Origin of the sequence: Novosphingobium ginsenosidimutans (genome assembly GCF_007954425.1) — a bacterium.
Classification (GTDB): Bacteria; Pseudomonadota; Alphaproteobacteria; order Sphingomonadales; family Sphingomonadaceae; genus Novosphingobium; species Novosphingobium ginsenosidimutans.
Window position 1 is genome coordinate 2068826 of the sequence record NZ_CP042345.1, and the last position, 12807, is coordinate 2081632.

17 protein-coding genes and 1 tRNA gene are annotated in these 12807 nt (G+C 64.2%); 11 read left to right on the forward strand and 7 right to left on the reverse strand.

The genetic code is table 11. The features are described 5' to 3' along the window. The first annotated feature begins 5 nt into the window (after positions 1-5). The 6 genes from FRF71_RS10280 to FRF71_RS10305 all read left to right on the forward strand — a co-directional run bounded on the left by FRF71_RS10280 (position 6) and on the right by FRF71_RS10305 (position 3123). Positions 6-413 carry a YdbL family probable chaperone protein gene (locus FRF71_RS10280; protein ID WP_147090567.1) on the forward strand — a complete coding sequence of 136 codons (408 nt, stop codon included), beginning with the start codon at positions 6-8 and terminating at the stop codon, positions 411-413. A 160-nt stretch (positions 414-573) separates the two neighbouring features. Next, entirely contained in the window at positions 574-894 is a 321-nt protein-coding gene (locus tag FRF71_RS10285) for an AtpZ/AtpI family protein (RefSeq protein ID WP_147090568.1), read from the forward strand. 60 nt (positions 895-954) lie between these two features. After that, complete coding sequence (locus FRF71_RS10290; RefSeq protein WP_147090569.1) at positions 955-1740, forward strand: F0F1 ATP synthase subunit A; 786 nt, start codon at positions 955-957, stop codon at positions 1738-1740. 43 nt (positions 1741-1783) lie between these two features. Then, on the forward strand, positions 1784-2011 hold the full coding sequence (locus FRF71_RS10295; RefSeq protein WP_054122335.1) for a F0F1 ATP synthase subunit C: 228 nt from the start codon (positions 1784-1786) through the stop codon (positions 2009-2011). Positions 2012-2087: 76 nt separating this feature from the next. Continuing rightward, positions 2088-2582: a F0F1 ATP synthase subunit B family protein gene (locus FRF71_RS10300; RefSeq protein ID WP_147090570.1), complete on the forward strand. Its 495-nt coding sequence runs from the start codon at positions 2088-2090 to the stop codon at positions 2580-2582. Further along, positions 2575-3123: a F0F1 ATP synthase subunit B family protein gene (locus FRF71_RS10305; RefSeq protein WP_147090571.1), complete on the forward strand. Its 549-nt coding sequence runs from the start codon at positions 2575-2577 to the stop codon at positions 3121-3123. Before FRF71_RS10300 ends, FRF71_RS10305 begins: the two co-directional genes overlap by 8 nt. 51 nt (positions 3124-3174) lie before the next feature. Here the strand turns inward: FRF71_RS10305 and FRF71_RS10310 are convergent, their stop codons facing one another. The 7 genes from FRF71_RS10310 to aroA all read right to left on the reverse strand — a co-directional run bounded on the left by FRF71_RS10310 (position 3175) and on the right by aroA (position 9507). After that, positions 3175-4155, reverse strand: coding sequence for an NADPH:quinone oxidoreductase family protein (locus FRF71_RS10310; protein ID WP_147090572.1), 981 nt, complete (start codon positions 4153-4155; stop codon positions 3175-3177). A 5-nt stretch (positions 4156-4160) separates the two neighbouring features. Further along, a complete protein-coding gene (gloB, locus tag FRF71_RS10315) occupies positions 4161-4916 on the reverse strand; it encodes a hydroxyacylglutathione hydrolase (RefSeq protein WP_147090573.1) in 756 nt (251 codons plus the stop codon). A gap of 112 nt (positions 4917-5028) precedes the next feature. Continuing rightward, positions 5029-6738 (reverse strand): 30S ribosomal protein S1, encoded by a 1710-nt coding sequence (gene rpsA, locus FRF71_RS10320; RefSeq protein ID WP_147090574.1) that lies wholly within the window; start codon positions 6736-6738, stop codon positions 5029-5031. Between the two features lie 219 nt (positions 6739-6957). After that, entirely contained in the window at positions 6958-7320 is a 363-nt protein-coding gene (locus tag FRF71_RS10325) for a c-type cytochrome (protein ID WP_147090575.1), read from the reverse strand. Positions 7321-7322: 2 nt separating this feature from the next. Continuing rightward, entirely contained in the window at positions 7323-7940 is a 618-nt protein-coding gene (locus FRF71_RS10330) for a (d)CMP kinase (RefSeq protein WP_147090576.1), read from the reverse strand. Beyond that, positions 7937-8191, reverse strand: a complete 255-nt coding sequence (locus FRF71_RS10335; protein WP_420359381.1) for a CBU_0592 family membrane protein — start codon at positions 8189-8191, stop codon at positions 7937-7939. The genes FRF71_RS10330 and FRF71_RS10335 overlap by 4 nt, the downstream gene beginning before the upstream one ends. Beyond that, on the reverse strand, positions 8188-9507 hold the full coding sequence (gene aroA / locus FRF71_RS10340; RefSeq protein ID WP_147091619.1) for a 3-phosphoshikimate 1-carboxyvinyltransferase: 1320 nt from the start codon (positions 9505-9507) through the stop codon (positions 8188-8190). The genes FRF71_RS10335 and aroA overlap by 4 nt, the downstream gene beginning before the upstream one ends. 188 nt (positions 9508-9695) lie before the next feature. Here aroA and FRF71_RS10345 point away from each other — a divergent pair, with 188 nt between their 5' ends. The 5 genes from FRF71_RS10345 (at position 9696) to rimM (ending at position 12794) form a co-directional block, all read left to right on the forward strand. Further along, a complete protein-coding gene (locus FRF71_RS10345) occupies positions 9696-10013 on the forward strand; it encodes a TIGR02300 family protein (RefSeq protein ID WP_147090577.1) in 318 nt (105 codons plus the stop codon). 111 nt (positions 10014-10124) lie between these two features. Further along, positions 10125-10200: transfer RNA gene (locus tag FRF71_RS10350), tRNA-Ala, on the forward strand. An 88-nt stretch (positions 10201-10288) separates the two neighbouring features. Next, on the forward strand, positions 10289-11719 hold the full coding sequence (gene ffh / locus FRF71_RS10355; protein ID WP_147090578.1) for a signal recognition particle protein: 1431 nt from the start codon (positions 10289-10291) through the stop codon (positions 11717-11719). A 40-nt stretch (positions 11720-11759) separates the two neighbouring features. Then, entirely contained in the window at positions 11760-12293 is a 534-nt protein-coding gene (gene rpsP, locus FRF71_RS10360) for a 30S ribosomal protein S16 (RefSeq protein ID WP_147090579.1), read from the forward strand. A gap of 6 nt (positions 12294-12299) precedes the next feature. After that, on the forward strand, positions 12300-12794 hold the full coding sequence (gene rimM, locus FRF71_RS10365) for a ribosome maturation factor RimM (protein WP_147090580.1): 495 nt from the start codon (positions 12300-12302) through the stop codon (positions 12792-12794). The last annotated feature ends 13 nt before the right edge of the window (positions 12795-12807 follow it).

The following is a 12807-nucleotide window of genomic DNA, read 5'->3' on the forward strand; positions in this document are numbered from 1 at the left end:
TTATGATGATCAAGATTGCAGCCCGTATCGAACGCAGCGCCCTGGCCGGGGCGGGCTGGGCCGCGCTTGCCGCACTGGCGCTGGTCGCGCCCGCTTCTGCACAGCAGCGCGACCCGGCCTATGCCGCGGCACGCGCCAGCGGCCAGGTGGGTGAGAAGGTCGATGGCTATCTTGGCTTCCCCAGCGCGCCAAGCGCAGAAGTGCGCCGCTTGGCCGACGATATCAACATCAAGCGCAAGGCCGTCTATGCCGAGCGCGCTCAGGCTAACGGCGCCACGATCGAGGAATATGCCTTCTCGGCCGGCTGCCAGGCGATTGCTCGCACCGTCGCGGGTGAAAAGTACCAGGCACCGGACGGATCCTGGCAGACCCGTACCGCTGCAGCGCCCTTGCGCGACCCCCGCTGTCCCTGATTCTGTCTCGGCCTCGCCACAGGGCTAAACTTTAAGCCGCCGGAGCCGGTTATACCGCCTTCGGCGGCGGTTGACTCAGGGCTTGCCCCCACCTAAGGGGCCGGTGCCCTCGGCGGGCAGCCGTTGCCCTTGTCCATCGCTCCCGCATTAGGAGACTGGCATGAACGACGAGCCACCTGCCCGAGACCCCATTGGTGAAGATGCGCGGGTCAACGCGCTCGAAGCGCGGCTCAAGGCTGCACGCGAGCGGGAAGAGCAGCGCAACAAGCCAGGTCTGGGCACGGAAACCGATGCGAATTATCGCCTTGGCAACCGTGTCCTGGCTGAGTTGATCGGGGGAATCGGTGGCGGTGCGTTTATCGGCTGGGTCATTGACCAGTTTGCCGGAACCACCCCCTGGGGTCTGTTGGCGGTGATGTCCCTCGGGATCTTCGTCGCCTTCAGGAACATCATCCGGATTTCGTCCCGGCGCCCTGATTGACCTTGCTTTAGGCCAGAGGGGCGCTGGTTGCATATGAATTGAGCAAGAAGGGTACGTCGCGTGGCCGAAGCGGCTAAAGTCGATCCGATGCACCAGTTCACGATCGAGCCGATGTTCGGCACCGATCACTGGCAGATCGCGGGCTACAATATTGCCTTCACCAATTCCTCGCTGTGGATGGCGATCGCGGCCGTTGCGCTGCTGATCTTCGTCGCCGGCGGGATGAAGCGGGAGCTGGTTCCCGGCCGCTGGCAGATGGCGGTCGAAGGCTTCACCGGCTTCATCGACAACCTGCTGGCCGCCAATATCGGCCCGGCCGGCAAGAAGTATGTGCCCTACATCTTCTCGCTGTTCATGTTCATCCTGTTTGCCAACATCCTCGGCCTGATGCCGCTGGGCCTGGTTGGCGTGCACCCCTTCACCTTCACCAGCCATTTCACCGCCACCGGCGTGCTGGCGGTGATGAGCTTCGCGATCGTGTTGATCGTCGGCTTCTGGAAGCACAAGCTGCACTTTTTCTCGCTGTTCGTGCCGCATGGCACCCCGCTGGTAATGATCCCGCTGATCTTCGCGATCGAGCTGGTATCCTTCCTGGTGCGGCCCTTCAGCCTCGGCCTGCGACTGTTTGTGGCCATGATGGCTGGGCACGTGTTGCTGGAAGTGCTGTCGGGCTTCGTGATCAACGGTGTCAATGCCGGCCTCGGCATCGGCCCGGTGGTCTCGATCCTCAGCTTCGCGCTGATGATCGCGATCTGCGCCCTGGAAATCCTGGTTGCCGGGATCCAGGCCTACGTCTTTGCGCTGTTGACTTCGCTGTATCTCAACGACGCCGAAAACCTTCACTAAGTCCAATCCAACCACACGAATATTCGTAAAAGGAGTTATCGAAATGGAACCTGCAAGCGCCAAGCTGATCGGTGCTGGTCTCGCTGCCATCGGCGCCGGCATGGCCGCCATCGGCGTGGGCAACGTCTTTGGTTCGTTCCTGGAAAGCGCGCTGCGCAACCCGGGCGCGGCTGACGGCCAGCAGGGCCGCCTGTTCATCGGCTTCGCCGCCGCGGAACTTCTGGGCCTGCTTTCGTTCGTCGTCGCGATGATCCTGATCTTCGTCGCCTAAGACCTACGATTGACTGACCGACCGGCTGGCTTCCGTCCTTTGGACGGGGCTGGCCGGGCAGACTGCGGACGCCCCAATGCCTCAAATCGCGCAACTTGCCGAAACCTGGTCCAGCCAGATCTTCTGGATGCTGATCTTCTTCGGCTTCATCTTCTTCGTCATTGGCCGGGGCATGGTCCCCAAGGTCATGGCGACCGTCGAGACGCGTGACCGGCAGATCGCCAGCGATCTGGCCGCGGCCGAAGCTGCCCGCGCGGCAGCCGATGCCGAGGAAGAGGCCTGGCGCGCCCAGGCCAACCGCCAGCGTGCCGAAGCCCAGGCCTTGATCGCCAAGGCCAAGCTCGAAGCGGCCAAGGCCAGCGAAACCCGTCTGGCCAAGGCCAATGCCAAGCTGGATACCAAGCTGGCCGAAGCCGAAGCTGCGATTGCCGCTGCGCGCAGCGGTGCCTTGAAGGAAATCGAAAAGGTCGCCGCCGAAGCTGCCGGGGATATCGTTGCCCGCGTGGCTGGCGGCCTTAAGGTCGATGCCAAGGCCGCCACGGCTGCGGTGAAGGAAGCGCTCAATGGCTAATCTCTTCGTTCTTGCGGCCGAAGCTGCCGAAGCGGCCGAGCACGGCGCAGCCCACGCTGCCCCAGAGGCCTTTGGCCTGGGCCCGGTCACCTGGGTCGCTCTGGCGATGACCGTGCTGATCCTTGTCGCGATCTGGAAGAAGGTCCCGGCGATGATCACTTCGGGTCTCGACAACAACATTGCCGAGATCCGCAAGCAGCTCGACGAAGCCAAGGCCCTGCGTGCCGAGGCAGAAGCCTTGCGCCAGGAATATGCTGACAAGATCGCGGGCGCCGAAAAGGATGCCGCCGCGATGATCGAGCACGCCAAGTCGGAAGCCGACGCGATCGTCGCCAAGGCTGAGGTCGATACCAAGGCGCTGATCAAGCGCCGCGAGAAGATGGCCGAAGACAAGATCGCCGCTGCCGAACGCGGTGCAATTGCCGAACTGCGCGCCAAGGCGGCCAATGCCGCGGCCAGCGCCGCGCGCCAGCTGATTGCTGCCAACCATAACGCCAAGGCCGACAAGAGCCTGGTCGACGAGGCGATTGGCGGGATCTGATCCCGGCTCTCAGACTTGCACTTGCAAAGGGCGGCCTAACAGCCGCCCTTTTCATTTGCCGGGTTCGAGCACGACCTTGCCGACTATCCCGCGCGTCGCCATCGCTGCATAGGCCTCTTCCCAGCGGCTGAGCGGCAGGATCCGGTCGATGTGCGGATTGAGCCGGCCATCGGCGGCAAGTGTCGCCACGGCCTCGCGGATGGCCTTGCCGCGCTCGGGAAAGCGGCGGGCATATTCACCCGCGCGCACGCCGACCACCGAGAAGCCTTTGATCAGCGGGATATTGGTCGAGATTTCGGCAATTCGGCCACTGGCAAAGCCGATCACCAGCAGCTTGCCGCCAAAGGCGACGCAGCGGGTGCTCTCATCGAACACGTCACCGCCGACCGGATCATAGACCAGATCGCACAGGCGCCCGCCGGTCAGTTCGGCCACCTGCTCGCGGAACCGGCCCTCGGCCAGGATCACGGCCTCGGCATCGCAGGCTGCGCGCAGGGCGGCGAGCTTGGCAGGCGAGCCGGTAGTGGCAATGACATGGGCACCCAGCCGCTTGGCCAGCTCCACTGCGGCCAGGCCCACGCCGCCGCTGGCACCGTGGACCAGCACCCATTGCCCGGCCTTCAGTGCGCCGATTTCGACGAGGGCGGTATAGGCCGTGCCATAGGCCGCGCCGAGGGCGGCGGCGGAGACCATGCCAATCCCCGACGGCATGGCCGAGAGCGCGCGGGCCGGCACCACCGCATATTCGGCAAAGGCACCGGTCTTGTTGCCGCCATAGACCCCGTCGCCGGGTTTGAAGCCGCTGTCGGGATCAGCGTCGACCACCTCGCCCGCAAATTCGAGGCCAGCGATGAACGGCACTTCCGGTTTGAACTGGTATTCCCCGCGCGTCATCAGCAGGTCAGGGAAATTGAGCGAGGCGGCGTGGACCTTGACCAGCACCTCGCCCGGCTCGCGCTTCGGAATGGGCAGATCGACCAGCGCACAGCCAGATAGGTCGGTCGAAAGCGTCTGAATCTGGAGCGCCTGCATTGCGGTCAGAAGGTGTCCTTGGCGGCACGCAGCGCGGCAAAGGTGGACACGGCATCGCCGCCGCCCCAACGGGCTGCCAAAGCGGGATCGTCGGCCCGCAGGAATGGATTGGTGGCCAGCTCACGCGATAGCGGCGTCGGCACCGTTGGCTTGCCGGCCGCGCGCGCCTTCTCGATCTGGGCGGCGTAGTCCTGCAGTGCAGCATTGTCCGGATCGGCATGGAGGGCGAAGCGGGCATTCGATGCCGTGTATTCGTGCGCGCAGTAGAGCAGGGTTTCCGGCGGCAGCGCCTTGATCCGCGAGAGGCTGGCCCAGAACTGGTCCGGCTGGCCTTCGAACATCCGCCCGCAGCCCAGCGCAAAGACGGCATCGCCAACGAAGGCAGCGCCAGCTTCGGCGAGATGGAAGGCGATATGGCCGTTGGTATGGCCTGATACGTCGATCACCTCGGCAGTATAGGCACCCAGGGTCACCTTGCTGCCATGCGTCACCACTTGGTCCGGCGCAGCGATCCGCTCAACTTCCGCGGGTGCGATCACAGTGCAACCCGTCGCCGCCTTGATCGCGGCGTTTCCGCCGGCATGATCCGGGTGCCAGTGCGTGTTCCAGATATGGGTGATCTGCCAGCCTTTGCGCCCGGCTTCGCGCAGATAGGCATCGGCATCAGGGGTATCGATGCAGGTGGTTTCCCCGCTGTCCGGATCGTGGAGCAGGTAACCATAGTTGTCGGACAGGCAGGCGAACTGATGAATTTCGAGCATCGACCGAGGATAAACCTATTCGCCCCCCAAAGCAAAATGGGCAAAGCAAAAGCCCGCCCGGATTGCTCCGGACGGGCCTTTGTTGGTTTAGCCTGAGGCTGGCGAAGGAGGATTAGTCCTTCTTGGCCTTCAGCGCGGCGCCCAGGATGTCGCCCAGCGAAGCGCCGGCATCCGAGGAACCGTACTGTTCCACGGCTTCCTTTTCTTCGTGCAGCTGACGTGCCTTGACCGAGAAGTTCGGCTTCTTCGAACGATCGAAACCGATCACCATGGCGTCGAGCTTCTGGCCAACCTGGAAGCGGTCGGTCCGCTGCTCGTCGCGGTCGCGGCCCAGGTCCGAACGCTTGATGAAGCCGGTGGCGCCATCTTCGCCGGCCTGCACTTCGAGGCCGCCATCGCGGACTTCGAGGACAGTGACGGTGACGACTTCGTTCTTCTTCAGGCCCGAAGAGGCAGCAGCCACGCCAGCGGCCGGAGCGCCCTTTTCAAGCTGCTTCATGCCGAGCGAGATGCGCTCCTTCTCCACATCGACGTCGAGCACGATGGCCGAAACCTGCTCGCCCTTGCGGTGCAGGGCCAGCGCGTCTTCGCCCGAGATGCCCCAGGCGATGTCCGACATGTGGACCATGCCGTCGACGTCGCCATCGAGGCCGATGAACAGGCCGAACTCGGTCGCGTTCTTGACTTCGCCTTCCACGGTCGAACCGACCGGGTGCTTCTCGGCGAAGGCTTCCCAGGGGTTCTGCTGGGCCTGCTTGAGGCCCAGGCTGATGCGGCGCTTGTCGCTGTCGACTTCCAGCACCAGCACGTCGACTTCCTGCGAGGTCGAGACGATCTTGCCGGGGTGGACGTTCTTCTTGGTCCAGGACATTTCCGAAACGTGGACCAGGCCTTCGATTCCGGCTTCCAGCTCCACGAAAGCGCCGTATTCGGTGATGTTGGTGACGGTCCCGCGCAGCTTGGCGCCAACCGGGTACTTGGCGGCAACGCCTTCCCACGGATCGCTTTCCAGCTGCTTCATGCCCAGGCTGATGCGCTGGGTATCCTGGTTGATGCGGATGATCTGCACCTTCACGGTGTCACCGATATTGATGACTTCGTTCGGATGGTTGACGCGCTTGTAGCTCATGTCGGTGACATGGAGCAGGCCGTCGATGCCGCCGAGGTCGACGAAGGCACCGTAATCGGTGATGTTCTTCACGACGCCGTCGATGATCTGGCCTTCGGCCAGGTTCATGATCAGGCCCGAACGCTGTTCGGCGCGGGTTTCTTCCAGCACGGCGCGGCGCGAAACGACGATGTTGCCGCGGCGGCGGTCCATCTTCAGGATCTGGAACGGCTGCGGCACGTCCATCAGCGGCTGCACGTCGCGCACGGGGCGGATATCGACTTGGCTGCCGGGGAGGAAGGCAACGGCGCCGTTGAGGTCGACCGTGAAGCCGCCCTTGACGCGGCCGAAGATCACACCTTCGACGCGCTTGCCTTCACCGAATTCTTCTTCGAGCTTGTCCCAGGCGGCTTCGCGGCGGGCGCGGTCGCGGCTGAGCATGGCATCGCCATCGGCGTTTTCGACGCGGTCAACGAAGACTTCGACTTCGTCACCGACCTTGAGGCCATGCGGCTGGCCCGGCATGGCGAATTCCTTGAGGGGAACGCGGCCTTCGCTCTTGAGGCCGACGTCGATCACGGCCTTGTCGCCTTCGATCGCGGTAATGGTGCCCTTGACGACCCGGCCTTCAAAGCCGCCATCAGCGGCGCCACCGAGGGATTCGTCGAGCAGCGCGGCAAAATCGTCGCGCGTGGGGTTGGCTGCAGAAGCCATATGTACAGTTTCCTGTCTATCGATGTTTCCGGCCAAGCGGTTGTATCCGCTGGTCTTTTCTCCGCCGCAGCACCATTGCCTTGGCGGGCCAAAAGTGGGCCGAGCGTCATGGGGGCCGAATGCCGTCCACAACATCCCCTTGGGCTTGAGCCCTCCGGGACCGGCGGCGCTTAGGCGCAAGAGACCGCTAAAGCAAGGAATTTGCGACCGGATGCGGGTTCAGATCGCCGGTTTATAGCCGCTCCGCTTGAGCGTGACGATGTAAGCCGAAAGATCGCGCACCTGCCCACGGTCGAGCTTGAACTGCATCGCATCAGGATAGTTGTGCGCATTGCGCAGATACTGGCGCAGGGTGGCGCTGGTCAGGCCCTTGCGGTTGGCGATATCCTCGAACCCCGGGCTTTCCGGATTGGGTGAGCTGCTGTTGACAGTCACGGCGTGACAGGCCGCGCAGCGGGCTTCCGCCACGACCCGGCCGCGCTCGGCTTCGGCCATCCGGCGTTCCTCGACAGGCTTGGGCTGGCTGAATGCAGCCGTGGCAACGGCCAGTGCGGCGAGGGCGACAAGGTAAAGCCTTGGCATGATCAGCGCCGCTCCTCGGCAATGGCAATCGCTGCGGCAATCGCTGCGTCGCGGCCAAGGTCGCTGGTGTCGAGCAGTACCGCATCAGCGGCAGCCACCAGCGGCGCTTCGGCCCGGGTGCGGTCGCGTTCGTCACGGGCCTCCAAATCGGCGGCGATTTCCGCCAGCGCAACAGCGCGACCCTGGTTCTGCATTTCCCTAAAGCGCCGCTCGGCTCTGGCTGGGACCGAGGCGACGACAAACAGCTTCACCTCGGCTTCTGGCGCGATCACCGTGCCGATGTCGCGCCCGTCGAGCACGGCGCCACCGGGCTGCGCCGCAAAGGCGCGCTGGCGTTCGTAAAGCGCCTGGCGCACGCCAGGATGGACCGAGACACGGCTGGCCAGGCCACCAGTCGCTTCGCTGCGCAATTCGGGATCGTCAAGCAGGTGTTCGTGGAAGGTGCAGGCCGCAAGGGCATCAGCCGGATCGTCCGGATTGCCGCCATTCAGCGCCACTTGCCGTCCGACCGCACGATAGAGCAGTCCGGTATCGAGGTGCGGCAGGCCGAAATGCGCGGCCAGTGCCTTGGCAATCGTGCCCTTGCCCGATGCGGTCGGACCATCGACGGCGATGATCATTGCGCCTGCTTCCTTGCCCTGATGGCCTTGGCCAACCCCCAGATCGCTATGGCTGCCCAGAATCCTTCGAGCACCAGCGATGCGAGGTTTGTATTCACCAAGAGCGAGATTGTCAGCAGGACAGCGCCGGCCAGATTCACGCCGTGCTGGAGGAAGGGGTTGGGGCGTTCAACCTGGGTGACGTAACCATAGGCGAAGATGATGCAGGCCATCCCGGCAAAGCCAACCGCATCGATCAGCGTGACCGTCACCGGGACAGCCCGTCGAGCAGGGCCTCAAACATCGGGAAGCTGGTCGCAATGGGACGCGTGTCATCGACTTCCACCCCGTCGCGGCTGGCAAGGCCGGCGACCGCCATGCTCATTGCAATGCGGTGATCGAGGTGGGTCTTGGTTCGCGAGTTGCTGGTCCCGCGCAGCGGCCCGCCGCCAGAGCCTTCAATGGTCAGACCGTCCTCGGTTTCGGTAACGCGCGCTCCGGCCCCAGCGAGGGCCGCTGCCATGACCGAGATCCGGTCGCTTTCCTTCACCCGCAGTTCCTCAAGCCCTGTGGTCACCGTAGTCCCTTCGGCGAGGGCGGCGGCAACAAACAGCACCGGGAACTCGTCGACCATGCTGGGGACCACCGCCGGGTCGATTTCGATGCCGTTCAGCGCGGAATGGTGCACCACCAGATCGGCCACCGGCTCACCGCCCACTTCGCGGCGGTCCACTTCGTCAATCTGCCCGCCCATCTGGCGCAGCACTTCGATCAGCCCGGCGCGGGTCGGGTTCAGGCCGACATTCTGGATGGTCAGCTCGCTCCCCGGCACAACCAGCGCGGCGACAATGAAGAAGGCAGCGGAAGAAGGGTCGCCCGGTACCTCGATCGTCTGGGGCTTCAACTCGGCCTCGCCAACCAGGCGAATCACCCGCGCGCCATCGGCGGCGATTTCGACTGAGAGGTCAGCGCCGAAACCACGCAGCATCCGTTCGGAATGGTCGCGGGTAGGAACGGGCTCAATCACGGTCGTTATGCCGGGGGCGTTCAGACCGGCCAGCAGTAAGGCGCTTTTGACCTGGGCGCTGGCGACCGGCAGGCGGTATTCGATTGGCACGGCGGGGAGGGCACCGCGCACAGTAAGCGGCAGACGGCCACCTTCGGATGCCTCGAACGCCGCGCCCATCTGGCTCAGCGGTTCGATCACCCGGCCCATCGGGCGCTTGGAGAGACTGGCATCGCCGATGAAGGTGGCGGTGATCGGATGGCTGGCCACCAGGCCCATCAGCAACCGCGTAGAAGTGCCGGAATTGCCCATGTCGAGCGGGTTCTGTGGCTGCAGCAGCGCGCCGACGCCCACGCCGTGGACCGACCATTCGCCATTGCCCAGGCGCTCTACCGATGCCCCCATCGCCCGCATCGCGGCGGCGGTGGAGAGCACGTCTTCACCTTCCAGCAGACCGGTCACGCGCGTCTCACCCACGGCCAGTGCCCCCAGCATGATCGAGCGGTGGCTGATCGATTTATCGCCCGGCACGCGGATCGTGCCCCGCAGCGGGCCGGATGGCATGAAGCGGCGCGGCTTCATCGCAGCGGGATCGGCGTTGGACACGGCGGCACTTTCACGGATAGAGCGGCAATTGCGCGCGGCTTTTGACAGCGGGCGCGGGCTATGGCAAGGCGCGCGCCGCGCTGGGACAGGCGCAAGCCGTCTCCAATACGTATGAAGAGTTTTCAGCCCGTCGCCGCGGCGAAGGGCAGCATTGAGGAATTGACATGGTCAAGGCTGAATGGGGCGCCAAGCACGGTTGCCCAAAGTGCGGCACCCGCTTTTACGATCTGGGCAAGGATGACCCGATCACCTGCATCGAATGCGGCTATGCCTGGCATGCCGATCCGGTGCTGAAGTCAAAGCAGCCGATCCCTTATGAAGAAGTCCAGAAGGCCAAGGTCGAAGAGGTCGAGGATGTCGATCTGGCCGATCCGGATCTGGATATCGACGAAGATGGCGATTCGCCTGACAACGACGTCGATCTGGGCGGCGACGATGACCTTGGCGTGGGCGTTGGCGACGACGACGGCGACGAGAACTAAGCGACGCAAAAACGCTCTTGCCAAGAGCGGGAGCCGCCACTAGAGGGGCGGCCTCGCTCGCTGGTCGGGCGGGAAAGGCAAGTCTCCCGGGGCTTGCTGGATGATGGATAAGGGGCCTTAGCTCAGCTGGGAGAGCGCCTGCATGGCATGCAGGAGGTCAGCGGTTCGATCCCGCTAGGCTCCACCATCATTGAAGAGTTTGAGTATCTGAGCGGCAAGCTGGTCGGCGAGGTTTCGCCCACCGGCTTTTTTCGCGTTTCGAGGTTTAGGACCGTATGTTCGACAGTCTTTCAGACCGGCTAGGCAGCGTCTTTGACAAGCTGCGCGGGCGCGGTGCGCTGAACGAGGCGGACGTGCGCGAGGCGATGCGCGAAGTGCGAATCGCCCTGCTCGAAGCTGACGTTGCGCTCCCGGTAGTTCGCCGCTTCATCGATTCGGTGACCGAGCAGGCGGTTGGCCAGTCGGTCCTGAAGTCGGTCACGCCGGGCCAGCAGGTCGTCAAGATCGTCAACGACGCTCTTGTAGAGATGCTGGGCGGGGACGATGTCCCGGGTCTCGATCTTGCCGCCGCGCCGCCGGTCGTGATCATGATGGTCGGCCTGCAAGGCTCGGGCAAGACCACCACGACCGCCAAGCTCGCCAAGCTGCTCAAGGAAAAGCACGGCAAGAAGGCCATGATGGCCTCGCTCGACGTCAACCGTCCGGCCGCGCAGGAGCAGCTCAAGGTGCTGGGCGAGCAGGTGGACGTTGCCACCCTGCCGATCATTGCCGGCCAGCAGCCGGTCGATATCGCTACTCGCGCGCTCCAGGCGGCGAAGCTGCAGGCCATCGACGTCCTGCTGCTCGATACCGCTGGCCGGCTCCATGTCGATCAGCAGCTGATGGACGAGATGCAGGCCGTGGCCGCGATCTCGACCCCCAAGGAAGTGCTGCTGGTTGTCGATTCGCTGACCGGCCAGGATGCCGTTAACGTGGCGCAGAGCTTTACCGCGCAGGTCCCGCTGACCGGCGTGGTGCTGACCCGGATGGACGGCGATGCCCGCGGCGGTGCGGCACTGTCGATGCGCGCGGTCACCGGCAAGCCGATCAAGTTTGCCGGCACCGGCGAAAAGCTTGATGCGCTGGAGGTGTTCCAGCCCAGCCGCGTTGCTGGCCGGATCCTCGGCATGGGCGATGTCGTCTCGATCGTCGAGCGCGCCGCCGCTGCGATCGAAGAGGAAGAGGCCGAGCGTATGGCCGCGCGGATGGCCAAGGGTCAGTTCGACATGAACGACCTGCGCCAACAACTGCGCCAGATGCAGAAGATGGGCGGCCTCGGCGCGCTCGCTGGCATGATGCCGGGCATGAAGAAGGCCAAGCAGGCGATGGAACAGTCCGGCATGGACGACCGCGTGCTGCTGCGGATGGATGCAATCATCGGTTCGATGACGCCCAAGGAACGGATCCGTCCCGACTTGCTCAATGCCAAGCGCAAGATCCGCATTGCCAAGGGTTCGGGCGTCCAGGTTCAGGACGTCAACAAGCTGCTCAAGATGCACCAGGAAATGGAGCGCGCGATGAAGCAGATCAAGAAGATGGGCGGCCTGGCCGGTCTGGGCAAGCTGTTCGGCGGGGGCGGCCTGGGCGCTGCCATGCCGGGGCTGGGCGGACCTGGAGCGGGCGGCGGCCTGCCATCCAACCTCAACGATTTGCTCAAGAAAAAGTGATTTTCGAATTTTAATCTAATTTGTTTGAAAGGTAGTTCAAATGTCTGTTTCCCTTCGTCTTTCGCGTGGTGGTTCGAAGAAGCGCCCGTACTACAAGATCGTCGTTGCCAACAGCCGCGCTCCGCGTGACGGCAAGTTCCTGGAGCAGGTTGGCACCTACAACCCGCTGCTCGCCAAGGACGACGAAAACCGCGTCCGTCTGGTCGAAGACCGCGTGAAGTACTGGATCGGCGTTGGCGCCCAGCCGACCGACCGCGTTGCCCGTCTGCTCGACAAGGCCGGGATCAAGGAACGCGCCCCGACCGTGAACCCGAACAAGGGTGAGCCGGGCAAGAAGGCCAAGGAGCGCGCCGAAGAAAAGGCCGAAAAGGCCCGCGAAGCTGAAGAAGCTGCTGCTGCCGCTGCCGCCGCTCCGGTGGTTGAAGAAGTGGCCGAAGAAGCCGCTCCGGAAGCCCCGGCTGCCGAAGAAGCTGCTGTCGAAGCCCCGGCCGCTGAAGATGCCGCTCCGGCTGAAGAAGCTGCTGCCGAGGAAGCTCCGGCTGCCGAAGCCAGCGAAGAACAGGCCGAAGGCTAAGCCGCCTTGGCCAGCGACAAGCCTGTCACTCTCGCCGCCATTGTCGGCGCGCATGGGGTGACGGGCGAAGTCCGCCTGAAACTGTTCGGTGAAGGCGTGGAATCGCTCCAGCGGTTCCGCGCCTTCAACGATTCCGCGCTGACGCTTTCGAAGCTGCGCGATGATGGCAAAGGCGGGGCGGTTGCCCGCTTTGCCGAAGTGACCGATCGCAATGCCGCAGAAGCTTTGCGGGGCACGCTGCTGACTGTGCCGCGCTCGGCCCTGCCGCCGCTTGACGAGGGTGAGTATTACCACGCCGACCTGCTTGGACTGCCCGCCGTTTCGACTGATGGCACGGACCTGGGAGAAGTCATCGCGGTTGAGAACTACGGCGCGGGCGACGTGCTGGAGATCAAGCGACCGACCGGCAAGCGCTTCATGGTGCCGATGCGGATCGAGGCCGTGCCGGAGTGGGATGCGGCACGGGTGGTTATTGCCGCACAGTTTGCCGAAGCGGATTAATGCGTTAGGCTGA